General features: G+C 72.1%; 20 protein-coding genes and 1 pseudogene. 11 read left to right on the top strand and 10 right to left on the bottom strand.

The genetic code is table 11. The features are described 5' to 3' along the window. Positions 1-144 precede the first annotated feature (144 nt). A complete protein-coding gene (locus ACFY9I_RS10240; protein WP_390999220.1) occupies positions 145-726 on the top strand; it encodes a sigma-70 family RNA polymerase sigma factor in 582 nt (193 codons plus the stop codon). 602 nt (positions 727-1,328) lie between these two features. Next, the gene (locus tag ACFY9I_RS10235; protein ID WP_391000352.1) at positions 1,329-3,011 is read left to right on the top strand and encodes a zf-HC2 domain-containing protein; all 1,683 of its coding nucleotides are present in this window, start codon (positions 1,329-1,331) and stop codon (positions 3,009-3,011) included. A gap of 174 nt (positions 3,012-3,185) precedes the next feature. Here the strand turns inward: ACFY9I_RS10235 and purU are convergent, their stop codons facing one another. Together purU and ACFY9I_RS10225 are read right to left on the bottom strand one after the other, a co-directional pair. Beyond that, positions 3,186-4,067 (bottom strand): formyltetrahydrofolate deformylase, encoded by an 882-nt coding sequence (gene purU, locus ACFY9I_RS10230; RefSeq protein WP_390999217.1) that lies wholly within the window; start codon positions 4,065-4,067, stop codon positions 3,186-3,188. A gap of 189 nt (positions 4,068-4,256) precedes the next feature. Further along, a complete protein-coding gene (locus tag ACFY9I_RS10225; RefSeq protein ID WP_390999215.1) occupies positions 4,257-4,757 on the bottom strand; it encodes a hypothetical protein in 501 nt (166 codons plus the stop codon). 128 nt (positions 4,758-4,885) lie between these two features. On the opposite strand from ACFY9I_RS10225, the gene ACFY9I_RS10220 reads away from it, so the two are divergent. Continuing rightward, positions 4,886-6,238: an ABC transporter substrate-binding protein gene (locus ACFY9I_RS10220; protein ID WP_390999213.1), complete on the top strand. Its 1,353-nt coding sequence runs from the start codon at positions 4,886-4,888 to the stop codon at positions 6,236-6,238. Positions 6,239-6,250: 12 nt separating this feature from the next. On the opposite strand, the gene ACFY9I_RS10215 is transcribed toward ACFY9I_RS10220, so the two are convergent. Then, a complete protein-coding gene (locus tag ACFY9I_RS10215; RefSeq protein ID WP_390999210.1) occupies positions 6,251-8,122 on the bottom strand; it encodes a hypothetical protein in 1,872 nt (623 codons plus the stop codon). Positions 8,123-8,305: 183 nt separating this feature from the next. Further along, entirely contained in the window at positions 8,306-9,688 is a 1,383-nt protein-coding gene (locus ACFY9I_RS10210) for a transcriptional regulator (RefSeq protein ID WP_390999207.1), read from the bottom strand. Between the two features lie 375 nt (positions 9,689-10,063). On the opposite strand from ACFY9I_RS10210, the gene ACFY9I_RS10205 reads away from it, so the two are divergent. Both ACFY9I_RS10205 and ACFY9I_RS10200 read left to right on the top strand, forming a co-directional pair. Then, the gene (locus tag ACFY9I_RS10205) at positions 10,064-10,723 is read left to right on the top strand and encodes a bifunctional DNA primase/polymerase (RefSeq protein ID WP_390999205.1); all 660 of its coding nucleotides are present in this window, start codon (positions 10,064-10,066) and stop codon (positions 10,721-10,723) included. Further along, positions 10,699-10,941 carry a hypothetical protein gene (locus tag ACFY9I_RS10200; protein WP_390999202.1) on the top strand — a complete coding sequence of 81 codons (243 nt, stop codon included), beginning with the start codon at positions 10,699-10,701 and terminating at the stop codon, positions 10,939-10,941. The genes ACFY9I_RS10205 and ACFY9I_RS10200 overlap by 25 nt, the downstream gene beginning before the upstream one ends. A gap of 80 nt (positions 10,942-11,021) precedes the next feature. On the opposite strand, the gene ACFY9I_RS10195 is transcribed toward ACFY9I_RS10200, so the two are convergent. Both ACFY9I_RS10195 and ACFY9I_RS10190 read right to left on the bottom strand, forming a co-directional pair. Continuing rightward, positions 11,022-11,915: an alpha/beta fold hydrolase gene (locus ACFY9I_RS10195; RefSeq protein WP_390999199.1), complete on the bottom strand. Its 894-nt coding sequence runs from the start codon at positions 11,913-11,915 to the stop codon at positions 11,022-11,024. A gap of 1,102 nt (positions 11,916-13,017) precedes the next feature. Continuing rightward, positions 13,018-13,710: a metal-dependent transcriptional regulator gene (locus ACFY9I_RS10190; protein WP_328838525.1), complete on the bottom strand. Its 693-nt coding sequence runs from the start codon at positions 13,708-13,710 to the stop codon at positions 13,018-13,020. Positions 13,711-14,009: 299 nt separating this feature from the next. On the opposite strand from ACFY9I_RS10190, the gene ACFY9I_RS10185 reads away from it, so the two are divergent. The 4 genes from ACFY9I_RS10185 to ACFY9I_RS10170 all read left to right on the top strand — a co-directional run bounded on the left by ACFY9I_RS10185 (position 14,010) and on the right by ACFY9I_RS10170 (position 18,425). Continuing rightward, on the top strand, positions 14,010-14,771 hold the full coding sequence (locus ACFY9I_RS10185) for a sugar isomerase domain-containing protein (protein ID WP_390999196.1): 762 nt from the start codon (positions 14,010-14,012) through the stop codon (positions 14,769-14,771). 180 nt (positions 14,772-14,951) lie between these two features. Beyond that, positions 14,952-16,430: a PAS domain-containing protein gene (locus tag ACFY9I_RS10180; RefSeq protein ID WP_390999194.1), complete on the top strand. Its 1,479-nt coding sequence runs from the start codon at positions 14,952-14,954 to the stop codon at positions 16,428-16,430. 171 nt (positions 16,431-16,601) lie between these two features. Beyond that, on the top strand, positions 16,602-17,243 hold the full coding sequence (locus ACFY9I_RS10175; RefSeq protein WP_390999191.1) for a 1,4-alpha-glucan branching protein: 642 nt from the start codon (positions 16,602-16,604) through the stop codon (positions 17,241-17,243). 339 nt (positions 17,244-17,582) lie between these two features. Continuing rightward, positions 17,583-18,425 (top strand): phosphotransferase, encoded by an 843-nt coding sequence (locus ACFY9I_RS10170; RefSeq protein WP_390999188.1) that lies wholly within the window; start codon positions 17,583-17,585, stop codon positions 18,423-18,425. 112 nt (positions 18,426-18,537) lie between these two features. Here the strand turns inward: ACFY9I_RS10170 and ACFY9I_RS10165 are convergent, their stop codons facing one another. Continuing rightward, positions 18,538-19,638: a citrate synthase gene (locus tag ACFY9I_RS10165; RefSeq protein WP_390999186.1), complete on the bottom strand. Its 1,101-nt coding sequence runs from the start codon at positions 19,636-19,638 to the stop codon at positions 18,538-18,540. Between the two features lie 141 nt (positions 19,639-19,779). On the opposite strand from ACFY9I_RS10165, the gene pdxH reads away from it, so the two are divergent. Beyond that, positions 19,780-20,469 carry a pyridoxamine 5'-phosphate oxidase gene (gene pdxH, locus ACFY9I_RS10160; protein ID WP_390999183.1) on the top strand — a complete coding sequence of 230 codons (690 nt, stop codon included), beginning with the start codon at positions 19,780-19,782 and terminating at the stop codon, positions 20,467-20,469. A gap of 10 nt (positions 20,470-20,479) precedes the next feature. Here pdxH and ACFY9I_RS10155 read toward each other — a convergent pair whose 3' ends face one another. Together ACFY9I_RS10155 and ACFY9I_RS10150 are read right to left on the bottom strand one after the other, a co-directional pair. Continuing rightward, positions 20,480-21,079 carry a TetR family transcriptional regulator gene (locus ACFY9I_RS10155; protein ID WP_391000350.1) on the bottom strand — a complete coding sequence of 200 codons (600 nt, stop codon included), beginning with the start codon at positions 21,077-21,079 and terminating at the stop codon, positions 20,480-20,482. Positions 21,080-21,081: 2 nt separating this feature from the next. Continuing rightward, positions 21,082-21,305 (bottom strand): annotated as a pseudogene (locus tag ACFY9I_RS10150) (enoyl-CoA hydratase); the annotation flags it as partial. A gap of 187 nt (positions 21,306-21,492) precedes the next feature. Between ACFY9I_RS10150 and ACFY9I_RS10145 the strand changes: the two are divergent. Further along, the gene (locus ACFY9I_RS10145; protein WP_391000348.1) at positions 21,493-22,350 is read left to right on the top strand and encodes an alpha/beta fold hydrolase; all 858 of its coding nucleotides are present in this window, start codon (positions 21,493-21,495) and stop codon (positions 22,348-22,350) included. A 52-nt stretch (positions 22,351-22,402) separates the two neighbouring features. Here the strand turns inward: ACFY9I_RS10145 and ACFY9I_RS10140 are convergent, their stop codons facing one another. Continuing rightward, on the bottom strand, positions 22,403-23,005 hold the full coding sequence (locus tag ACFY9I_RS10140; protein WP_390999180.1) for a hypothetical protein: 603 nt from the start codon (positions 23,003-23,005) through the stop codon (positions 22,403-22,405). Positions 23,006-23,540 lie beyond the last annotated feature (535 nt).

Raw genomic sequence — 23,540 nt, 5'->3', positions numbered from 1 at the left:
CGTGCGCGGTCATCCGTGCCAACTACATTCGGGACGGCAGGGCACAGAGGCTGGAATCGGGCTGGAACCAGGCCGGGTGGACACGGGGTCCACGGCTCGGCGGTCATCAGGAACGGCGCAGGTACGAGCAGGTGAGGGGGCCACATGGCGACGGTGGACGCACCGCCCCGCTGGGACCGCAGGATGCAGCAGCGGCTGGCGCGCGGCGAGGCGGCGGCGCTCGGTGAGCTGTACGACCGGTTCGCGTCCCTCGTGCACGGTCTCGCCCATCGCGTCCTCGGTGACGAGCGGGCCGCCGACGGCATCACCCGCGAGGTGTTCCTCCAACTCTGGGAGAACCCCCAGGAGTACGACCCCCAGCAGGGCCCCCTCCGTTCCTGGGTCGCCGCGTTGACCCACCGCCTGGCCGTGCAGCGGCTGCGCGCCACCGAGACCGCCGCGCTCGCCCGGGGCGGCGAGGGCACCGCCGAGGACCTGGAACTCAAGGTCCACCGCGCCTCGGTCGCCGCCCGCGCCGACTACATAGTTCAGGCCATGCCCACACCGCTGCGGGCAGCCCTCGAACTCGCCTACTTCCAGCGCCGCGACTACCGACAGACCGCCACCGACCTCGGTGTCACCGAGGACGAGGCCCGCCGCCGCCTCCGCCTCGGCCTCCAACTCCTCTCCACCGCCCACGACACCCACCCCTCCGGAACCCCACCGGAACCCGGAGCCATGACATGACCGACCCGACCCCGCACTCCGGGCCCCCGGACGAGGCCCCGGAGCAGCCCCGCCCCGGGTGCCCTGAGGAGACCCCGGAACAGCCCGGCCCCGGGACCTCTTCGGGCGACCTGGAGCAGCCCCGCTTCGGGGCACCCCACGAAGACCCGACGGCCCGGGCCCCCGAGGACACCCCGGCCCGCCCGCCGCGCGGCGGGGTGCCGGCGGCCAGGTGGCCCATGGACGACGAGGGGTTGTCGGGTGGAGGGCCGTCGGGCTGGGGCAGTGCGCCGCGGGGAACTGGTGGGGAGAGTGGGCGTGGCCCGGCCCGGACCGGCGGCGGCAAGGGGTCACCGGATGAGGGGCCGTTGAGCGGGGACGACGCGCGAGGGCCCGGCGACGCCTGTGGATCGGACGGCTCCGAGACAGCCGGCGAGGCCGACGCGGGTGGCGGAAACGGGGCGAGCGGCCGGGACGCCATGGGCGGCGCACGCGAGCCGGTGGGGTCCGACAGCGGCTCGGGCGGGCCGGGTCGGCCGGGTGGGCCCGGCCGGTTCGGTGGCCCGGGCGGCCCGGACGGACCTCGGGACGGCGGGGGCGACGAGCCGGTCGGACCGCCGCGCATACCGCTGCCGCGGGCGTCCGTGGAGGACACGGGACTGCCGCTACCGGACCCGCAGCCCGAGCGGAGGCCGTCGGCACGGCCCGCCCCCGCCCCGAAGCCACCGACGCACCCGGAGCCCGGGCTTGACCCGGGTCCGTCGGCACGCCACGATCCGGAGCCGAGGCTTCCGACCCACCCGGAACCCAAGCCGGAGCCTCCTGCACACCCGGAAACTGAGCCGGGTCCCTCGGCGCGCCCGAAGCCCGCGCCCGACCCGGGGTCGCCGACAGAGTCGAAACCCGAACCGGCACCTTCAGCGCGCCGAGAAGGCGAATCTGGGCGGCAAGCCCGTCCGGAGTCCGAGCCGGGGCCGTCGGCGCAGTCGGCGCAGTCGGCGCAGTCGGCGCAGTCGGCGCGCTCCCAACTCGAACCAAAGCCGCCGAGTCACTCCGCGCCCGTATCCGGACCGGAGCCGTCCGCGCGCCCTGGACCCGAGTCGGCCACTGTCGTGCCGTCCGCCCTCCCTACTCCTCCCACGCACCCGCACCCCTCCCCCCTCTTCCTGGAGCACCGCGTGCTGAAGGCGTTGCTCGGGGCGTGGGCGTTGGCGGCGTGTTCGGGGGAGGAGGCGTTGGCCGTCGAGGAGCACCTCGGGGCGTGCGGAGGATGCGCGGACGAGGCGCGGCGGCTGCGGGAGGCCGTGGGGCTGCTGCACCCACCGGAGAGCCTCGATCTTGATCCGTCGCTGCGGACCCAGGTCCTGGACGTCTGTCTGGGTCGGCGCCCACCGCGCATCCCCGTGCCGCGTTGGGCCACCCCGTACGACGCGGAGACCGCACGGCTGGACGCGTTGCTGCAGGACATCGGGACCGCCGACTGGCACGCCCCCGTGCGGCTGCGCTGGTTCGAGGGCGAGGGGCCGGTGAGCCGGCGTACGACCGTGGCCGGGGTCATCGCCCACCTGCTCACCGTCGACGGGCTCGTCGCGGCCGCGCTGGGCCTGGACGACCCGCTCACGTCGCTGGAGGCGGACCCCGACGGTGGTACACCGCAAGCGCGCACCGAGGCGTACTGGAAGGCGTCCCACTTCCCGCCCACCCACACCGTCCGCGCGCCCTGGCGGGCACAGAGCCACACCATCATCCGCACGACGGCCTTCGCCGACGGCTCCGGCGCGGACGGCTCCGACCGCGGCGGCTCGGACCTGCCGACGGTGTCGTACGGCGGCTTCGCGCTCCCGCTCCGGGACGCGATGCTGGACCGGGCCTTCGAGTGCTGGATCCACGCGGAGGACATCGCCGAGGCCGTGGACTACCCCTACGAACCACCCTCCGGCCGCCATCTGCACGGCATGATCGACCTGGCGGCCCGTATGCTCCCGGCGTCCTTGGCCGAGCGCCGCCGGACGGGGCTGGCCTCGCCCCCGACCGGCCGCCACCTCGTACCGGCCGGAACCCCCGGCCGCAGCCTCCGCCTGGAGATCGAGGGCTCCGGCGGCGGCGAATGGCTCATCCCCCTCGACTCCCCCGCGGCCCTCGGCTCCGCCGACCACGAGGTGGCCCACGTGGCCCTCGACGGCGTCGAGTTCTGCCGGCTCACCGCCGGACACGTCCCACCGGAGGAGGCGGCGGCGGGCCAGGACGGCGACCGCGAGGCCATCAGGGACGTCCTGTTCGCAGCGGCGGCGCTCAGCCGCATGTAGCACTCAGCCACGTGTGCCGCGTATAGCACTCAGCCGCGTGTAGGCGGGAAGAGCCCTGGTGACCGCCGGGTCACCCCCAGGGGCGCGGGGAACTGCGCGAGCGACACACACGACCCGCGCCCGCCGAAGCACAGGAATCCCCGAACTCTCCGGCGCCCCCGCCCGGCGGAGCCCCTACGCGAAGACGACCGTCCGGCGCCCGTTCATCAGGATCCGGCGCTCGGCGTGCCACTTGACCGCCCGTGCCAGCGCCTGGCACTCCACGTCCCGCCCGATCGCGACGAGCCCCTCGGGGGTCACCCCGTGCCCCACCCGCTCGACCTCCTGCTCGATGATCGGCCCTTCGTCGAGGTCGGCGGTGACATAGTGCGCCGTCGCCCCGATCAGCTTCACACCCCGAGCGTGCGCCTGGTGGTACGGCTTCGCGCCCTTGAAGCTCGGCAGGAAGGAGTGGTGAATGTTGATGATGCGGCCGTTGAGCTGCTTGCAGAGATCATCGGAGAGGACCTGCATGTAACGGGCCAGAACGACCAGCTCGACGTTCTCCGCGCGCACGATCTCCAGCAGCCGCGCCTCCGCGTCGGCCTTGGTGTCCCTGGTCACCGGAATGTGGTGGAAGGGGACGTCGTACGACCCCACCAGCTCGGCGAAGTCGGTGTGGTTGGAGACGACCGCCGCGATCTCCACCGGCAGCGCACCCGTGCTCGCCCGGAACAGCAGGTCGTTCAGGCAGTGCCCGAACTTGCTGACCATCAGGACGATCCGCATCTTCTCGTCGGCCCGGTTGATCTGCCAGTCCATCTGGAAGGAGTCACCGATCGCCGCGAAACTGGCCCGCAGCTTGTCCACGCTCACCGGGGCCTCCGCCGAGAAGTGGACGCGCATGAAGAACAGACCCGTGTCGTGGTCGCCGAACTGCTGACTGTCCTCGATGTTGCAGCCGGTCATGAAGAGGTAGCTCGACACGGCGTGCACGATTCCCTGCTTGTCCGGGCAGGCGAGGGTGAGGATGTACTGGTCGGCGGGCGCCGCGGCTCGGGTGGACTGCTCGTTCATGCCCGACAGGGTCCCATATGGCGTACCCATGCCGGCAATCGTTCCGAAGACCGGACCAACGCACGACCTCCAGATCAGCGCACGCCCCTGGATCAGCGCACGGCCTCCGGATCGCGCACGCCCCCCGGGCCGGCCGGCCCGCCCGCACCCCTCCGACCCTCCGCCCTTCCGACCCTCCGACTTACGTCCCTACGCCGCCCTGGTCATGATCCGCAGCACCTCGAGCGTGCGCGGCGGTGTGTCCGGATCCTCCCCGTCACTCACCGAGAGGCGCACATGGGCCTCGCGGGCGGCGCGGACGGCGTCGGGCCAGGCCTCGTGGTCGAGGTACGCGGAGACGGGGGCGTCCGGGCCGACCTGGTGCATGATCCGCAGCACCCGCAGCACGGCGGTGTCGACGAGGGCCGCCTCCTGGGCGTCACGGAAGATCGTGCCCACGTACTTCTCGGCCGACCAGTTGTCCAGCCAGGTGTCCTCGACCAGGCGGTACACGGCGTCGGTGACGTCCCCGTACCCGTCGACACCGGCCAGCCAGACGTTCTGCTGGAACGCGGGGTCGGAGAGCATGTGCAGCGCGGAGCGCACATTGCTGCGCCAGCGCCACCACGGCATGTCATTCAGTGGCATGCCGCCCATGGTGAACGAGCGACGCCCGCGACGGGAAGGGGTCTCCGGACCTTGGACGGTCATCGATCACGCATTCCTCTCTGAAACCACTCGAAAATACGATCGTAGCTCCCCGTAATTCACCTTCCGGTCACCTCCCGTTGACCACCCGTCACGCCCGGGTTGGCAATGTGACGGAAGCGTGCGGACCCATGACCGGCTCCCAGGCACGACGGACCCTCCTCCCCCAAGGCCGCGCCCGAGGCCTCGGCAAAGGCCGAAGCAAGGGTCTCTCCAGCGGTTTCTCCAGCGGTTTCCTCAAAGGCCTGGCCCGCGCGACCACGCTGGCGGCGTGCGCGGCGTTCGTCGCCGGGTGCGGGGTGGTCCCCGGGGCCACGGGGGGCTCCGGGGGCGGCCCGGTCACCGTCATGACCTGGGCCCCGGAGAAGACGGCCGCCACCAACGAGCCCGGCATGCCCGCCATGGCCAAGGCGTACGCCCGCTGGATCAACGCCAACGGCGGCATCAACGGCCGCGAGCTGAAGGTCCTCACCTGCAACGACCGGAACGAGACCGTGGCCGCAGCGAAGTGCGCCCGGCGCGCCGCCGCGCAGGACGTCGTCGCGGTCGTCGGCTCCTACAGCCAGCACGGCCGCGCCTTCCTCGCCCCGCTGGAGTCCGCGGGCATCCCCTACATCGGCGGCTACGGCGTCACCGACGACGAGTTCGCCAGCGCCCTGTCCTATCCGGTCAACGGCGGCCAGGCCGCGCTCATGGCCGGCCTCGGCCAACAGCTCTCCCAGGCCTGTGGCCCGATCGCCCTCGTACGCCCCGACTCGATCGCCGGCGACCAGTTGCCGCTGTTGCTGGACTCGGGCCTGCGCTCGGGTGGCCACGGCAGATCGGCGGACCAGCTGGCCGCCGAGGACGCCACGGAGTACGGCGGTCACGCGCGGGAGGCGCTGCGGCGGGCCACCGCGGAACCGGCCACCGAGGGGTGCGTCGTCCCCGCGCTCGGCGACCGCACCTTCACCTTCATGGACTCCTTCCGCCGCGACCGCGCCGACTACCCGGAGGTCCGCACCGGGACCGTCATAGGGAGCGTCGACCAGACGGTCATCGACGCGACCGGGGGTGCGTCGGGGCCGTACGAGGGGTCGTACGTCACCGGCTGGTACCCGGTGGAGGCCGACGAGCGGTGGGACCGGATGAAGGCGGTGATCCGGGAGCACGCGTTCGACGACAACCGGATCGATCCGGCGGATCCCGGTGTGCAGACCACGTGGATCGCCTACACCGTCCTGCGGGCCGCCCTCGAGGGGATCGGTGAGGGCGAGGTGACCTCCCAGGCGATCCGCCACGTCCTCGACAACGGTCTGCAGGTCGACACGGGCGGCCTGACCCCGCCCCTGCGCTGGCGCTTCGAGGATCTCATCGCCTCGGCCGGCTTCCCCCGCCTGATCAACCCCGAGGTCACCTTCCAGATCGTCCGCGAGGGCCAACTGGTCGCCGCCCGCCGGGGCTTCGTCGACGTGGAGAAGACCCTGATCGAAGCGGGGGACTGAGCCCCGGCCGGGCTACAGCTGGACCGCCTGGCGTTGCGTCAGGCCGTACTTCGTGGCGATCGTGTTCCAGAGCTTGGCGGCCTTGTTCTTCTCGGCGCTGGCGGTGCCGCTGGCCTGGTTGCCGGCCTGGGTCTGGCCGGTGGGGCGGGCCTGGCCCTTCCTGCAGCCCTTCTTCCCGGCGGCCTGGTCGGCCCACGCGGCGTAGTGGTTGTCGGCGGAGGCGGAGGCCTGCCACGCCTTGGTGAGCGCGGTGGTGAGGGCCGCGTTGTCCGGCAGCTTGTCCACGGACAGCTCGCCGAGCCTGGTGACCAGGTCGTTCCGCTGCGCGGCCGCGGCCCGCAGATCGGTGGCGGCCTGGCCCAGATTGGTGCAGGACTTGATGTTCGCGACCGCCTTGATCACACTGCTCCGGCTGTCGCCGCTGTCCGCCAGCAGCTTGTCCAGCGCGGCCGCCTGCTCCCTGGCCGGATCCGCCGCCGCGGACTCCGACTCCTCGGGCGCGGCCCCGGACGCGGACACGGGCTTGTTGTCACTCTCCGGCGAGCCGTTCCCCGCCCCGGACATCAGGGCACCCGCCCCGATGCCGAGCACGGCGATCCCTACCCCCACGAGCGCGATGAGCGGCACGCGGGATCTGGAACGACCGCCGCCACCGCCCCCGCTGTCCCGTCTCACGGAGACCCGCCCACCGTGGCTGCCATGACCGCCCTGACCACCGGGCGCCCCATGGGCGGCGGGGCCGCCGGGGCCGCCCACGCCCTGCGGCATCGGCGGCGCGGCCTGGGCGTGCTGCTCGATCTTCGGCATCTGCTGGGTGCTCCCGGCGGCGCCCCCGGCCCCCGGCCCACTGCGGAACAGACTGTCGAACACGTCCGGCTGCTGCTGCGCCGGCGCACCGTACTGCTGGGGTCGCGGCTGCGGCTGGGGCTGGACAGGCGCCTGTCCGGCCACCGGCGGTATGTACTGGGTGGCCTCGGCGTCCGGGTTCCCGGCGGGCGCCCGGTGCGGGGGCTGTCCGGGGTTCGCGGTGGGTGGCAGCGGCCCGGCGCCCTCGTGGGGCACCCGCCCCAGGTAGGTCGTCGCGTCGGCCGACGCCTCCGGCGGGAGCGCGCCCGGCCCCACCGGCGGCAGGTACTGCGTGGCGGCCTCCTCGACGGACGCGGCGGGAGGTACCGGCGGTATGTACTGCGTCGCCGCCTCGTCGCCGGGCATGGTCCCGGCCGGCGGCACATGCGGGATGTACTGGGTCGCCCCCTCGTCCATGGGCGGCAGCGGCGCGCTCTGCTGCGGAGGCGTCGGGGCGGCCGACGTCAGGGACACCTCACCCTCGACCGGCGGCAACGAGCCTCCCGCCCCCGCTGCGCCATACCCCTCGACACCGTACGAGCCGGCTTGCGCCGCCCCTTGCGCCCCCTGCGCGCCCTCCGGCGGCAACGGCATCCCGCCGCCCTGCCCACCAGCGCCACCGGCGCCGTACGCCTCATGCCCACCAGCGCCACCGGTGCCGTACACGTCATGCCCGTGCTGCGCGCCCTGGCCGCCGTACCCGGCCTGACCACCCGGACCGCCGTACCCGGCCTGACCACCCGGACCGCCGTACCCGGCCTGACCACCCGGACCGCCGTACGCGTCCTGTGCCCCCCGGCCGCCCCACTCCGGCGCGGGCGCCGCGCCGTTCCAGTGGTCGGCCGGTGGCGGGGTCGGCGCGGCAGCAGCCCCGTCGCCCTCCCATGGCCGCTGGTCCCACTGCTGGACCGGGGCCGGCGGCAGCGGGGCGGGCGGCAGATCGCTCGGATGGAGCGGCGCGCCACCGTCCGAGGGCAGCACGATGCCTTCGTGCGCGGTCCGCGCCGAGGGCTCCTCGCCCTGTCCACTCTGCGTCACCGAGACTCCTACGAACGGGGGACTTGCGGAATCGTCGACTCACGCTACCGGGTCCGGATGACCGCCCACGCACCACCCGCGCCCACAGGGGCGCGGGGCCGCGTCCGTGCACGGCCCCGCCGCGTGGGCCGAGACGGACCCGCCACGCGATACGGCCGACGCCCTCCGTTCACAGCGGAGCCCTTACGCCGCCTGCAGATCCATCCGCGCCCCGAACTCCCTGACCACCGTCTCCTCCCGGAACGGCTCCAGCCTCTGCTGGAAGTCCTCCAGATATTCGGCCCCCCGATTCGACCGCAGCGACTCCAGCAACTCCACGGCCTTCATCCCCGTGTGGCAGGCCTGCTCGACCTCCCGCTGCTGGACCTGCGCCGTGGCGAGGAGCACATAGCCGATCGCCCGCCGCCGCGCCCGCGACTCGGGGTGCTGGGCCAGCGCCTCCTCCGCCTGTCGCGCCGCCGCGTCCGCCTGTCCGAGGTCCCGGTGGCAGTGCGCCAACTCGTCCGCGAGGTAGGCCTCGTCGAAGTGCTTGATCCACACCGGGTCGTCCCCGGACAAGGGGTCCGCCGCCTCCAGCGACTCCACGGCCCTCCCCGCCGCCGCCTGCGCGGCGCGCGCGTCGCCCATCAGCGCGTGTCCGCGCGCCTCCGCCGCGTGGAACATCGACTCCGCACGCGGGGTGGTCCGCCCCCGCGCCCCTTCCTGCGCCGCGCGCGCCAACTGCGCGATCTCCCGCGGGTTCCCGAGCTGCGCGGCGAGGTGGCTCATGGACGCGGCGAGGACATAACCGCCGTACGCCCGGTCGCCCGCGGCCTGGGCGAGGCGGAGCGCCTGGATGTAGTACCGCTGGGCGAGCCCCGGTTGCCCGGTGTCCACGGCCATGTACCCGGCGAGCTCGGTCAGTCGGGAGACGGCCGCGAACAACTCCCGTCCCACGGCCTCCCGGTAGGAGCCGGCCAGCAGCCCGGAAACCACGCTGTTGAGGTAGTGCACGACCACCGGCCGCACATGCCCGCTGCCGAACCGGTGGTCGAGGTCGACGAGCGCCTGGGTCATCGCGCGCACCGCCGTCACGTCGGCCATGCCCACGCGCGGCCCCGCCGACCTCGCCACCTGGGAGTCCGGCGCGGAGATCAGCCAGTCCCGGCTGGGCTCGACGAGCGCGGAGGCGGCCACGGACGACCCGGAGAGGAAGTCCCGCCGCCCCACGTCGCTGCGCCACAGCTCGCAGACCTGCTCGACCGCTCCCAGGACCGTCGGCGAGAACTGCAGGCCCACGCCGGACGCGAGGTTCTTGCCGTTGGCCATGCCGATCTCGTCGATCGTGACCGTACGGCCCAGCTTGCGGCCGAGGGCCTCGGCGATGATCGCGGGAGCACGGCCCCGCGGCTGCTGTCCGCGCAGCCAGCGCGCGACGGACGTCTTGTCGTAGCGGAGATCGAGTCCGTGCTCCGCGCCGCACATGTTGACCCGACGGGCGAGCCCCGCGTTGGAGCAGCCCGCTTCCTGGATGAGCGCCTGCAGTCGTTCGTTCGGCTGCCTGGCGACGAGCGGCCTTGCGGCCATGGCGTACCCCCTGTGGCTGTGGTGCCTTGCCCACGCACCGAGTTGACGTGTCTTCAGCCGGACGCGACCCCTTCGCCCACGCGCTCACACGACACCGGTGCGCGCCGAACACGCGTACCGAAAGCGCATACCCACGCATCGAAAGAATCCGGCCTCGAAGATCAATGCCCCGCCGACATATCGAAGATGCGAGACATGCCAGGATTGCCGGGGTAAACACGCATGCTGTACCCCACACGTGGCTACCCGGCTCACTCCGTGATCCCTCTCGCGCGCCCCCGGGCATGCACCCATGCGCCCCGGCCTCGTGAGCAATGCTCTCCCCCGCGCATGTGACATCCGTAACCACTGATGACCGCTAGAGTTGTGTTCATCGTGGAAGAGACCATCGCGGGCCCTGAAGCTGCCCAAATTCCGCAGCAGCGTGGCGAATCGCTGCTGGACACCGCCGTTCGATACGCCGAAGAGCGCCACTGGGACGTGTTTCCCGGTACCTGGCTGGAAGCCGTCGACGGGGTGCAGCACTGCTCCTGCGGCAACGCGGCGTGCGCCGCCCCCGGCGCGCACCCGGCGCGCGAGGACTGGGCGACCCAGGCGACAGGCAGTGCGACCGTCGCACGCCGTCTGTGGTCGAAGCAGCCCACAGCGTCGATCCTGCTGCCGACCGGCCGTACGTTCGACACGATCGACGTTCCTGAGACCGCCGGCCTGCTGGCGCTGGCCCGTATGGAACGCATGGAGCTGACCCTCGGGCCGGTGACCTGGACGCCGGACCGTCGGATGCACTTCTTCGTGCTGCCCGGCGCGTCGGTCAAAGTCCCCGATCTCGTACGGAAGTTGGGCTGGTCGCCGCTGGCGCTCGACCTCAAGGCGTTGGGCGAGGGCGAGTTCGTCGCGGCACCACCCACGCGGTACGGGTCGCGGGGAGCCGTGCAGTGGGCCCGGCGGCCCACACCGGCGAACCGTTGGCTGCCGGACGCCGAGGAGCTGATCTCGCCGCTCGCCTATGCGTGCGGCAGGGACGGGCGGCGGTAGCGCTCCGGGCGGGCTCTGCGGCGCCCGGCCCCTTCACCCCCGGCGGCGGTGACCAGCAGTCCCCGCCGGCGAACCCGCCCGACCAGGACGGCGATCTCGCCGACACCGGCGCCTGCCTCCCGGTCGGCCCGCTTGCGCCGCCCGCCGCGGCGGTGGTCGCGGCGGGCGGCGCGTCGCCGGTGTGGTGGATGTGCCGCCGCAGGGCCGCGCAGGGCTGAGACCGAGCGCGTGGCCGTACGGCAGGCTCGAGCGGTACGGCGAAACTCGTAGCCACCCGGCAGGGCTTGTAGCCGTCCACTCAGTCCGGGAAGCCGTCCAGGAAGGGCTCTATGGCGGCGCGCCACGCGTCCGGCTGGTCGTAGTGGACGAGGTGGCCGGCGTCGGCGACCTCGGCGTACTGGCCGTGGGGCAGGACGCGGACCATCTCCTGGGACTCGGCGCGGCCCAGCTCTCCGTCAAGGCCGCGGACGACGAGGGCGGGGCAGCGGACCTGGGTCAGCTCCTCCCAGTGGGCGTCGTACACCCACGTCTCGCGGGTCTTGAGCATCTGCTCGGGGTCGAAGACGGGCCGCCAGCCGTCGGGGCCTTCGTGCATGACCTCGGCGTAGAACTCGCCGCGGGACGGGCTCGGGCGCTCCACCCACGGGTCGTCCTCGCCGAACCACTTGCGGACGTCCGCGAGGGTGGTGAAGGGCAGCGGCCAGGCCTTGAACCAGTTCTCCCACTCACGCTGCGAGGCGGCGCCGAGCGCCGAGGCCCGCATGTCGCAGATGATCAGGCCGCGCACCAGGTCGGGGCGCTTGGCGGCCAGTTGCCAGGCGGTCAGCGCTCCCATGGCGTGACCGATCAGGACCACGGGGGCGAGGCCCAGTTGTTCGATCGCGGCCTCGGCGTCCTCGACGTAGGCCTCACGGGTGTACGCGGCCTGCTCGGGCTTCGCGCTCTGGCCGTGGCCGCGCTGGTCGAGTGCGACGGCGCGGTGCCGCTCGGAGAGCCAGCGGGCGGTCGGGGCCCAGTGCGAGGCACGGCCCATGAGGCCGTGCAATAAGAGGACGCCGGGCCTCGGCATGGTGTCGTCGGCCCCGTCCTCCTTGGGGTCGCCGATGTGTTCGCCGGTCTTGGGCGGGTCGCCGAACTCCCAAGCGGCGAGACTCACGCCGCCCGCTCCCGTCACGTCGATGCGCCGCACCATTGGCACCCCCCAGACTCCCGCTCGGACCGCTCGCTCCCGTCTCTCGCTCCCGCTTCGAGCCGGCCGGTCCACTCGTCCAACACTGCTGTCGTACCGCTGTTCTGCTGTAGCTCCCGCATGCCCAGCGCCGTGCGCGTGACTCGGCGGAGAGCCCCTGTGTTACAGCGTGCGTACCGGTTGACACGTTACGTGTGGGGTGTGCGCGTCGGTCAGGGCACGGGGCGCACAACGCCACGCCGTACACGTTATCGAATACACATTCGAAGATGCCGTTCTTGGCGACAACACCCCTCATTCGAGTGACCCTCCTCCAGGGTTGCCCGCCGCCACCGAGGGGAGATCTTCAACGGGAGGCGGACCGCTCGGGGAAAACGGTCCGAGGGGGATGACCCTGGGAGCTCGGGGCTCCGGGTCAGCACAGGGGAGGACAGGCCCCGGCGCCACACGGCGCCGGGGCCCTCCTCATGTCCACGGCACATCCGCCCCGCCCCCTCCCCTGCCACCGAAGATCGCCGTCTCGGGCGGCCAAGAGCCCCTCAGGTCATATGCCTCACGCGCAAGCCTCGCATGCGAACGGCCCCGGCGCTGCGATTCGGCGCACTGAATCCTGGATTCGACGGGATCGCGAACACGGACCCCAATACGCCACAACTTCCCCTCCCGCAGCGGGAGTTGTCGGGCGAGACGGACATCCCTCGACACGCGCCGAACAGCGACCGACAGGGGATGGCATGCGGCGACACGGGATGGTCGGCACTGGTCGGAGCGGGACGCGGCAGAGCGGCGCAGGGCGGCGCAGGGCCGCAGCCGGGCACTCGGTCGATCCACTGCGGGCGGCCGGGCACACGCGGGGACGGCACAGCGCGGGCGGCCGTCTACCGGTCTGTTCGATGCGGGGGCCGGTAGACGGGCACGGTGGCGCGGACCGGCACATGGCACGGCACGGCGCTGGCGGCCGGGTACACGGCGGGCACGGCGCGATCGGCCGTGCTCGTGGTACACAGCGGGCGCGGTGGCCGTGCCCGCTGTGTACCGGTCCGCGCGATGCGGGGCGGATCCGGGCGCGGTCGGCGCTCGGCGGCCGACCGCGTACCGTCGCGGGTCAGCGCTTGGCGACGAAGACGTGGGAGGCAACGTCCGCCGCCAGCTCGGCGGCCTCGCCGCCGCTGCCCACCAGGACGCCGCCTGCCGCCTCGGTCACGCTCACCACGGAGCCGGGCTGCACTCCCGCGCGACGCAGCGTGTACATGAGCTGCGCGTCCGTCTGGATGGGCTCGCCGATCCGGCGTACGACGACGGTCTTGCCCTCCGCGCCCGGGTCGAGGTCCGCGAGCGAGACCATGCCCTCGTCCAGGAAGGGGTCCGCGCCGTCCTTCTCGCCCAGCTCCTCCAAGCCCGGGATCGGGTTGCCGTACGGCGACTCGGTGGGGTGGCGCAGCAGCTCCAGGACGCGGCGCTCGACCGCCTCGCTCATCACGTGCTCCCAGCGACAGGCCTCCGCGTGCACCTGCTCCCACTCCAGCCCGATCACGTCGACGAGCAGACACTCCGCGAGGCGGTGCTTGCGCATCACGCGTGTCGCCAGCCGGCGGCCCTCCTCCGTGAGCTCCAGATGGCGGTCCGCCGCGACGGACACCAGGCCGTCGCGCTCCATGCGCGCGACCGTCTGGCTCACCGTGGGGCCGCTCTGGTCGAGCCGCTCGGCGATCCGGGCGCGCATGGGGACCACACCTTCCTCCTCCAGCTCGAGGATGGTGCGGAGATACATCTCCGTCGTGTCGATCAGTCCGGACATACGTGCCCCTCGATGAGATTCAGCCGGAGGCTCTTCGACGGCCACACCGGCTTGCTGCGCTGGCCCTGGACCCAATTCTTGCGCATAGGACCGACAACCGGGTGGCGGCGGTGGAACGACGGCGCCACAGCCCCCACCGGGTGACCGATTTGCCACATGGCGCCCCATTTCCCGAGTCCGCTCCACCCGGGAGGGGCCCACAGACGAGGAAAGCACCGTATTGACACCCCACTGGTCCAGACCTTTAACGTGATCGGTGCCACTGAGGACTCCGGACAAGGCGAGGGAAGGGTCGGCGCATGGGGCTGGACGGCGGCACGACAGGAGCACGGTTCCTGGACGCGGCGATCGGGCTGCTGGGACGCGTACGGCATGAAGAAGGCGAGAGCATCTCCGCGGCAGGCGAACTGATCGCGGACACCGTCGCCGACGGAGGCCGGCTCTTCGCCTTCGGTGCCGGACACTCGTCGCTCGCCGCACAGGACCTCGTCTACCGGGCCGGCGGCCTCGCGCTGATGAACCTGCTGGCCGTGCCCGGGACAGTGGGTGTGGACGTCATGCCTGTGACCCTCGGATCGGCGCTGGAACGGGTCGACGGGCTGGCGACCGCCGTACTGGACGCGAGCCCGCTGCGCGCCGGCGACCTGCTCGTGGTGATCTCGCTCTCCGGACGCAACGCGCTGCCCCTGGAGATGGCCCGGCACGCCCGCGAACTGGGCGTCAAGGTCATCGGCGTCACCTCGCTCGCGTACACCACCGAGACGACGTCCCGCCACGCCTCCGGCACCTTCCTCAAGGACCACTGCGACCTCGTCCTCGACACGAAGATCGCGGTCGGCGACGCGGAACTCACCCTCGACACCGTCCCCGCCCCCTTCGCCCCGGCCTCCACCGTCGTCACCTCCGCGATCCTGCAGTCCGTCATGGCCACCGCCGTCGCCTCCCTCGCGGACCGGGGCGTCGAACCGCCGCTGCTGCGCTCCGGGAACGTCGACGGCGGACTCGACTGGAACGACCGGGTCATGCGCGAGTACGGCGACCGGATCTTCTACCTGCGTTGACTGCTCCCCCGGGTTCGTGGGAACCCTGGGAAGGGAGAGAAGGAAATCCGCCGTACAACGATTTCGTCCACATCTTGCGTGAACCGGATGTGGGCTGGGTCACGTTCGAGTTGAATGAAGACGAGTGAGCGAATCGACGCGCCGTACGTGCGGACGCAACGCAGCCTGCAGGGGGTTCAGGTGAGTGCTTCCCGGCGTAGTGGGACCACCGACGAGCTCGGGCCCGACGAGCCCGAGCGTGACGGTCCGACGGACGACACCAAGGACATCGAGGGCACGGTGAACACCGAGGACACCGAAGGCGCCGCGGACTCCATGGACTCCGCGGACTCCGGCGGCTCGGACCTGCTCGCCGCCCTCCTCGACGGCATGGACGCGGCCCTGTGCGCCTTCGACGCCGACGGCGTCGTCACCCACTGGAACCGCGAGGCCGAACGCATCCTGGGCTGGAGCGTGGAGGAGGCCGTCGGGCGCCGGGGATTCGCCGGGTGGGCCGTACGGACGGCGGACGCCGAGGAGGTCGAGGGGCGGCTGATGGCCGCCATGCACGCACCCGGTCGGCAGGTCCACGAGTTCGCCCTGGTCACCAAGGACGGCGGCCGCGTCCTCGTACGCACCCAGTCCGCCGCCGTACACGGGCCCGACGGCAAACCCGCCGGGCTGTACTGCGCCTTCAGCGAGGTCCACGCGCAGATCGACCTCGAACGCTCCATCGCCCTCAGCGAGGCCCTCTTCGAGGACGCCTCCTGGGGCGTCGTCCTCGTCGACGCCGACCTGCGCCCCGCCGTCGTCAACGCACACGCCGCCCGCTCCCTCGGCATCGGCCGTACGGCGGTTCTCGGGCGCCCCCTCGGCGAACTGCTCGCCCAGGGTGTCGAGGAACTGGAGAGCGCCCTCACCCACGTACTGGCCGAGGGCGCGCCGCCCGCGCCCGCCGAGATCTGGGTAGGGATCCGCACGCCGGACGGTGAGAAGCGCCGCTGCTGGCGCAGTGGCTTCCTGCGCCTCGCCTCGCCCCTCGCCGAGGAGCCGGTGCCGCTGGGCGTCGGCTGGCTCTTCCAGGACATCACCGAGTCCAAACAGACCGAGCAGGAAGCGGCCCAGCTCCGCTTCCGCGTCAACCAGCTCCACCGGGCCGCCCGCGCCGCCGCCGAGTGCGAGGACCCCGGCGAGGCCGCCACCGTCCACCTCGACTTCGCGCTCGCCGGGTTCGCCGACCACGCCCTCATCGACCGCGTCGCCGGTGGCGTCCTCACCGACGGCGAGGGCCCCGCCCGCCTCGTACGCGCCGCCGCCACCCCCTCCGGCTCCCCCGGCCCCAGCCACCTCGCCGGCCACGCCGGCATTCCCGTGCGCTACGGCCACGGCCACCCCGCCCTCCAGTGCGTGGAGCGCGCCGGTTCGGTCCGCGCCAGCGCCGGCAGCGCCGCCCCCGAAGCCGCCCGCGACTGGGCCACCGGCCGCCAGTGGCCCCCGGGCACCGTCCACGCCCTCTGCGCCGTCCTGCGCAGCCGTGGCCGCACCCTCGGGGTCGTCACGTTCCTCCGCGGCGCCGGCCGAACCCCCTTCGAACGCACCGACGCGGTGTACGCCGAGGACATCGCCCTCCACATCGCGGCATGCCTGGACCTGGAGGCGTTGGAGAGGTCGACGGAGTAGGCCCGGGTCGTGCCCTGTGGAGGGGCGAGGCGCAGATCCGGCCGAGCGGCGCGTGGACATGCGAGGCGCCGAAGTACCGCAGGGGCGGCGGGCTGCCGCCGCGAAGAAGCGCGGCGGCAGGCGGCACAAACGGCTCGCGTACGCTCATCGGTCCCGCCGAGAATGCACACCATGGCTGTCATCCACCGCACCACCCTCAAGCCCACCAAGCTCGAACTGCTCACCGCCTGGCTCCCCACCCGCCCCTGGTACGCCGGCGGCACCGCCACGCCCGAGCTGACCAAGGCCGGCGGTTTCCGGCTCGACGACCCGGAGGGCGAGGTCGGCATCGAGTTCATGGTCGCCACCGACACCTCGGGCCCCGCCCCGGTCCACTACCTGGCCCCCCTCACCTACCGGGGCGCCCCGCTCCCCGACGCCGACCACGCCCTCATCGGCACGACGGAGCACGGCGTCCTGGGCAGGCGCTGGGCCTACGACGGCGCCCACGACCCCGTCCTCCTCGCCCAGCTCCTGGCCCTCTTCGAAGGCCGCACCGTCCCCCAGGCCCAGAGCCTCACCGACACCCCCGACCACGAGATCACCCGGTCCTACGAGGGAGAAGGCCCACTGTCCGTGGCCGCCTTCAGCACCACGGACACCACCGGGGGCACCGAACTGACTGTCCAGCCCGGGCCCGCTCGCCTCCAGCTGAACCGCGTGCTCCAGCCCGGTCCGCTCGGCCTGCCGGAGGGTGCGCAAGGGCGCGTCACCGGGCACTGGAACCTGCCGGACGGCACCCGGGCCCACGCGGTCTTCGCCGTCCTGCGGTAATACCTCGGCAATCACCTCAGAAAATCGCTTGAGCGCCTTCCGAGCACTTCTTAGGGTGTGGGTACACGAGAGAGGAGGTGGTTCGGCAGATGTATGACAACCGGACGCGTGAGGTGGCTGCGGGCTAGCGGCCCTGCACCACACACAGTGCGGTGCCGGACCAGCGCGACTTGAGCGCGCAGCCGGCCCAATCTCAAGCAGTCACCCGACCCGCAGACTCGCCGGTACGTCCGGCCGGCTTCTCCGCCCTTGGTGGTGGAGGGACCCAGAGTCTGCGGGTCGTCCGCGTTTCACAGGCGTCAGGCGTATCTGTGCTCGACGACGACGAGGGAATACGGCATGGAGCCATGGGAACTGCGCCGTGCGGTCGAGGCGGGCCGGGCGACCGCTTCGGAGCTCGGCCTTCGGGTCGACGATGTGGTCGTCCTCCACAACTCGGACCGTGTCGCACTGCGCCTGGTGCCTTGCGAGGTGCTGGCTCGGGTCGCGCCTTCGGGGCATCTGGCTGATTCCGAGTTCGAGGTGGAGGTTGCTCGCCGTCTCGCCGATGTCGGCGCTCCGGTGGCTGAGCTCGATCCTCGGGTCGACGCGCGAGTGTATGTGCGCGGTGCCTTCGCCGTCTCGCTCTGGACCTACTACGAACCTGTGGGATCAGAGATCGCGCCGGCCGACCACGCGGACGTGTTCATGCGGCACCATGCCGCCCTGCGCCGGATCGATCTGGACGCCCCGCATGTCACCGATCGAGTCGCCATGGCGCTGAGAGAGGTGAGCGACCGGGAGCAGTCCCCCGAGCTGCCCGATTCCGACCGGGAACTCCTCTGCGACACACTCAGTGGTCTGAGCGCCGCGATCGGCGCCGACAGAGCCGGCGACCAGCTGCTGCACGGCGAGCCGCATCCTGGCAACCTCCTGAACACCAGGAGAGGGCCGCTTTTCGTGGACCTCGCCACGTGCTGCCGTGGGCCGATCGAGTTCGATCTCGCCCATACGCCCGAAGAGGTCGGAAGGCACTACGCGGGGGCCGACCCCTACCTGATCCACCGGTACCGGGCCCTGAACTGGGCGATGTTCTCGGCCTGGCGCTGGCGCCGAGGCGACCACATGCCGGACCGGGACCGCTGGAGAGGTGAGGGGCTCAACCAGGTTCGGGCCGCGCTTGGTCGCTGCGGACGAGGCTGAGACCGAAACAGAGGTGCTGCCGGTCGGGCCCGAGTTTGCGCCGTGTGCGGCATCCCGACACGGCGCAGCGGTCGAACCCGGCCGGCTTGGGCAGAGGCGACGCCAGCCATAGCTAGCGGGCGATGTCGTCGTAGCCCTCGATCTCCCGGGGGTCGCGTGGGCCGGGGCCGATGTAGCGGGCCGAGGGGCGGACGAGGCGGCCGGTGCGCTTCTGTTCGAGGATGTGGGCGGACCAGCCGGCCGTGCGGGCGCAGGTGAACATCGAGGTGAACATCTGGGCCGGGACCTCGGCGAAGTCGAGGACGATCGCGGCCCAGAACTCGACGTTCGTCGCCAGGACACGGTCGGGGCGGCGGGCATGGAGCTCGGCGAGGGCGGCCTTCTCCAGGGCCTCGGCGACCTCGAAGCGGGGGGCGCCGAGGTCGCGGGCGGTGCGGCGGAGGACTCGGGCGCGGGGGTCCTCGGCGCGGTAGACGCGGTGGCCGAAGCCCATGAGGCGCTCGCCCTTGTCGAGGGCCTGCTTGACGTAGGCGTCGGCGTCGCCGGTGCGTTCGATCTCCTCGATCATGCCGAGGACCCGGGAGGGGGCGCCGCCGTGGAGGGGGCCCGACATGGCTCCGACGGCGCCCGACAACGCCGCCGCCACGTCCGCGCCCGTCGAGGCGATGACCCGCGCCGTGAAGGTGGAGGCGTTCATGCCGTGTTCGGCCGCGCTCGTCCAGTACGCGTCGACCGCCGCGACGTGCTTGGGGTCCGGCTCGCCGCGCCAGCGGATCATGAAGCGCTCGACGACGGACTGGGCCTTGTCGATCTCGCGCTGCGAGACCATGGGCAGGCCCTGGCCACGGGCGGACTGGGCGACGTAGGAGAGGGCCATGACCGCGGCGCGGGCGAGGTCGGCGCGGGCCTGCCGCTCGTCGATGTCCAGCAGCGGTTTCAGGCCCCAGACCGGGGCCAGCATGGCGAGCGCGGACTGGACGTCGACGCGGATGTCGCCGGAGTGGACGGGGATGGGGAACGGTTCGGCGGGCGGCAGTCCGGGGTTGAAGGCGCCGTCGACGAGCAGGCCCCACACGTTGCCGAAGGAGACGTGGCCGACCAGGTCCTCGATGTCGACGCCCCGGTACCGGAGTGCGCCGCCCTCCTTGTCCGGTTCGGCGATCTCCGTCTCGAACGCGACGACTCCTTCGAGCCCGGGTACGAAGTCGGACATCAGGCGGCTCCTCGTGATGTGTGCGCCAGGGGGTGGTTTGGCGGAAGGCTCAACCGGGATGTCCCAGCACCATACGCCTGAGTGCCAGGTTTGGGGAGGGTGTGCGGCACTCAGTGCCACCAGCCTCCTCGCTCACTGTGGATGCGGCAAGATGAACGCGTGAACGATCCCGGCCTGCACCCCGTGCCCGACCCCGCTCTCATGCGCAAGCAGTACCGGGCCGACGGGCTCGACGAGAGTGAGCTGGCCGGGCATCCGATGGAGCAGTTCGCACGGTGGTTCCTGCAGGCCTCGCAGGAGGGCGCAGTCTTCGAGCCGAACGCCATGGTCGTGTCGACGGCGGACGCCGAGGGGCGCCCCGGTTCTCGTACGGTGCTGATGAAGGCGTACGACGCCCAGGGTTTCGTCTTCTACACGAACTACGACTCCCGCAAGGCGCGTGACCTGGCGGAGAACCCGTACGTCTCGTTGCTCTTCCCCTGGCACGCGGTCGCCCGGCAGGTGATCGTGACGGGCACGGCGCGGCGGACGGGGCGGGACGAGACGGCGGCGTACTTCCGGACGCGGCCGCACGGCTCGCAGTTGGGGGCGTGGGCCAGCGCGCAGTCCTCGGTAATCTCCTCGCGGGCCGAACTGGACGTGGCGTACGCGGAGTTGCACGCTCGCTATCCGGAGGGCGAGCAGGTGCCGGTGCCGCCGCACTGGGGTGGTTTCCGGGTGGCGCCGCAGAGTGTGGAGTTCTGGCAGGGGCGGTGGAACCGGCTGCACGACCGGCTGCGCTACGTGGCGGAGGCGGACGGGTCGTGGCGGGTGGAGCGGCTGAGTCCCTGAGAGTGGCTTGCTAGGGCCGGTCCAGTGCCTCGTCCAGGAGGGTCGCCCACTGGGCCACCACCTTGTCGCGGCGGCCGGTGTCGTCGGTGAGGAGGTTGGCGAGGCCGAGGCCTCGGGCCATGTCCAGGAGGCCCTGGACGGTTTCGCGGACGCCGGGGACGGTTTCGTCGGCGTGGAGGAGGTCCACGGCGATGCGGTGGGTCTCGCGGCCGACGCGGGCTTCGAGTTCGGTGACGCGGGCGCGGAGCTGGTCCTCGTTGGAGGCGGCGACCCAGAGGTGGAGGGCGGCGCGGAAGAGAGGGCCGGTGTAGAGGTCGACGACGGCGGCGACGACGGCGCGCCGGTCGGCGGTGCCCTCGGGGAAGAGGGCACGCAGGGCGAGGGAGCGTTCCTCGGCGACGTATTCGACGGCGGCGATGAACAGGTCCTCGCGGGTGCGGAAGTGGTGCTGGGCGGCGCCTCGGGAGACGCCGGCGCGTTCGGCGACGACGGAGACGGTGGAGCCGGCCCAGCCGTGTTCGGCGAGGCAGGCCACGGCGGCCTGGAGGAGCCGCTGCCGGGTGGCCCTGCTGCGGTCCTGCTTCGGTGCACGGTCGAACACGCCGACCATGGTCACACCACCCATCGCGGATCCCGTCTCTCTCGGAAGGCCCTCGTCCCCCTCGTCCCCTCGTCCCCTCGTCCGCCTCGTCGGAGTCGAACACCCTGGCCGAGAGCCTGCTCAGCCTGCCCGCGTCCAGGTCGAAGGATTCCAGCACCTTAGCCGTGAGCAGCCGTTTCGTCTCCGCCAGGGCCTTCGAGGGAGGCTCCACGCAGCGCAGCCCGTCGAGGAGGGGTTGTGGACCGCTGGTGGTTGTGTGCGCGCAAGCATGCTCTGGCACACATGGGTGAGTGCGAGGCAAGGCCTGAACCGGGGACTCACCGTGTCCGGGCAGTCCCTTGGCCTGTCGCTGTCGGCCGCAATAGCGTGGCGGCGGCCTCACCGTCCCACCGGTGGGGGACGACCAGTCAGACGGGGGCGCCATGCCGCAGATCGAGCTGTCGGCCGGAACGATCGACTATCAGGACACCGGCGGCGAGGGACCGGTCATCGTGTTCAGCCACGGTCTGCCCATGAACGGGACGCAGTGGCGCAAGGTCGTACCGCTGCTGGAGGGCTACCGCTGTGTGCTGCCCACTCTGCCGCTCGGCGGCCACCGGCGGCCGATGCGTCCGGACGCCGACCTGTCCCACCGTGGTGTCGCACGGCTGCTGGGCGAGTTCCTGGAACGGCTGGGGCTGGACGACGTGACCCTCGTCCTCAACGACTGGGGCGGCGGCCAGTTCCTGGTGTCGGAGGAGCAGGGCCGCAGGGTGGGGCGGATGGTGCTGGTGGCCTGCGAGGCGTTCGACAACTTTCCCCCAGGAGCGGCCAAGGCCGTGGCCAGGGTGTGCGGGGTTCCCGGCGGAGTCTGGCTGTTGACCCGGCTGATGCGGGTCCCCGCGTTCCGCGACAACCGCAACGGGTACGGCGGGATGAGCGTGCGCGGGATCCCGGCCGAGATCATGGCCGACTGGTTCGGCCCCGCGACCAGGAGCAGGGCCATCCGCCGGGACTTCGCCAAGTTCGCCACGTCGGCGCCCGAGCGGAAGGTCCTGCTGGAGTGGAGCGAGCGGCTGCGTGACTACGACCGTCCCGTGCTGGTGGTCTGGGCCACCGAGGACCGCCTCATGCCGCGCGAGCACGGTCCCCGGCTGGCGGAGCTGTATCCGAAGGGCCGTCTCGTCGAGATCGCCGATGCCTCCACCCTCGTCCCCGAGGACCAGCCGGAACGGCTCGCCCAGGTCCTGGCCGAGTTCCTCACGGATACGGGTGCGGGGCCGCTCCGGCGCCCTGGGTGAGAGCGGCCCGAGGCACGGGCACCGTAGGGCATCCGCGCCACTGACACGGAGGCTACGGCTGGATCACCGCGCCGCCCGGCAGGAAGTGGACCGGGATGTACTGGTCGTACAGCCGCTGGTTCGTGGCCGTGAAGTCGGCGCGGGTGACGATCGCGCAGCGTACGGTCTCGCCGCAGACCTTGCCGTCGGCGATCTCGGGCCTGAGGTTCAGCGTCGTACGGAAGCTGCCGCCCCTCTCGTACGGGAGGGTGATGCCCGGCGTGCCGGTGCCGGTGTCGGTGATCCGGCGCGACGAGCCGTCCTGCGCCTCACGACCGCCGAGGCAGGGGCCGGGGAGCGACGTGTAGGTGGTGGGGTCGCCCACCTCGACGCCGTCCGGGATCACGCAGAAGGCGAGGAAGACGCCCTGTTCCCGGTTGTAGCCGGCGCCCTTGACCTTGACGGTGGCGCCGGTGGCGGGCAGGACGACGGGGCCGGCCTTCAGCCGCAACCGGAAGGTCTCGCCTTCGGCGGTGGTGACGGTCCGCTGCGCCTTGCCGGTCAGCGGGGTCGCGGCGGCCGTACCAGCCAACGGAACCACGGCGGCGAGCCCGGCCGCCACGACGGCGAGCGCGCCACGCAGCAGGTTCCTGGGCCTCGGGGTGGGGGGATTCATGAGGCGGAGGCCATCCCTTCATTCGTGCATTACTTGAGACCTGAACTTCTTGATCCCATGCCTAAAACACGACTCACCGGTAGGCAACGCCGAGCAAAGTCATTCACACTTCACCCTCGAGACCGCCACAGCGGCGGCCTCGAGGCCCACGGCGTCGAGCGACCCCGTCCTCGAGCGCTCTCGTAGCGCAGTCGCTGCCGTCGCGCCGGCACCACCCTGCGGTCGGCCTGACTGGGTACGGGCAGAGAACTCCTCACCCCCGCCCTGGCCCTGGCACTGGCACTGGCACTGGCCCTGGCCCTACCCGTGGCCCCGACCGGCTTTCGTCGGGCCGCTCGGTCATGACGGTGAGCGCAGTGGTGGGTGTTGTTTGACATCCTCCCCCTCCCTCTTAAAAGAGGGGGATTCCAACCCATTCAGGTTGAGGTTCACGGACGTTCGACCGCTGTGTGGGCGGTGTCGTCCCTCCGGCACCGGCTGTCCGCCGGGGGCGGGGGATCCCGCCCTGTCCTGCCGCGACGTTGATACTGGCGTT

This window comes from Streptomyces sp. NPDC012510 (genome assembly GCF_042955065.1).
In the GTDB taxonomy this organism is placed as follows: Bacteria; Actinomycetota; Actinomycetes; order Streptomycetales; family Streptomycetaceae; genus Streptomyces.
Note: the sequence above shows the minus strand (reverse complement) of the source record. Positions and strands in the feature narration are given on the sequence as shown.

Bases quoted from the DNA above. Each gene is read 5' to 3' on its own strand.
- ACFY9I_RS10185 (WP_390999196.1), top strand. From the start codon at position 14,010: ATGGGGCTGGACGGCGGCACGACAGGAGCACGGTTCCTGGACGCGGCG.
- ACFY9I_RS10190 (WP_328838525.1), bottom strand. From the start codon at position 13,710: ATGTCCGGACTGATCGACACGACGGAGATGTATCTCCGCACCATCCTC.
- ACFY9I_RS10145 (WP_391000348.1), top strand. From the start codon at position 21,493: ATGCCGCAGATCGAGCTGTCGGCCGGAACGATCGACTATCAGGACACC.
- purU (WP_390999217.1), bottom strand. From the start codon at position 4,067: ATGAACGAGCAGTCCACCCGAGCCGCGGCGCCCGCCGACCAGTACATC.
- ACFY9I_RS10210 (WP_390999207.1), bottom strand. From the start codon at position 9,688: ATGGCCGCAAGGCCGCTCGTCGCCAGGCAGCCGAACGAACGACTGCAG.
- ACFY9I_RS10155 (WP_391000350.1), bottom strand. From the start codon at position 21,079: ATGGTCGGCGTGTTCGACCGTGCACCGAAGCAGGACCGCAGCAGGGCC.
- ACFY9I_RS10165 (WP_390999186.1), bottom strand. From the start codon at position 19,638: ATGTCCGACTTCGTACCCGGGCTCGAAGGAGTCGTCGCGTTCGAGACG.
- ACFY9I_RS10140 (WP_390999180.1), bottom strand. From the start codon at position 23,005: ATGAATCCCCCCACCCCGAGGCCCAGGAACCTGCTGCGTGGCGCGCTC.
- ACFY9I_RS10170 (WP_390999188.1), top strand. From the start codon at position 17,583: ATGGAGCCATGGGAACTGCGCCGTGCGGTCGAGGCGGGCCGGGCGACC.
- ACFY9I_RS10240 (WP_390999220.1), top strand. From the start codon at position 145: ATGGCGACGGTGGACGCACCGCCCCGCTGGGACCGCAGGATGCAGCAG.
- ACFY9I_RS10220 (WP_390999213.1), top strand. From the start codon at position 4,886: ATGACCGGCTCCCAGGCACGACGGACCCTCCTCCCCCAAGGCCGCGCC.
- ACFY9I_RS10225 (WP_390999215.1), bottom strand. From the start codon at position 4,757: ATGACCGTCCAAGGTCCGGAGACCCCTTCCCGTCGCGGGCGTCGCTCG.
- ACFY9I_RS10175 (WP_390999191.1), top strand. From the start codon at position 16,602: ATGGCTGTCATCCACCGCACCACCCTCAAGCCCACCAAGCTCGAACTG.
- ACFY9I_RS10195 (WP_390999199.1), bottom strand. From the start codon at position 11,915: ATGGTGCGGCGCATCGACGTGACGGGAGCGGGCGGCGTGAGTCTCGCC.
- pdxH (WP_390999183.1), top strand. From the start codon at position 19,780: ATGCGGCAAGATGAACGCGTGAACGATCCCGGCCTGCACCCCGTGCCC.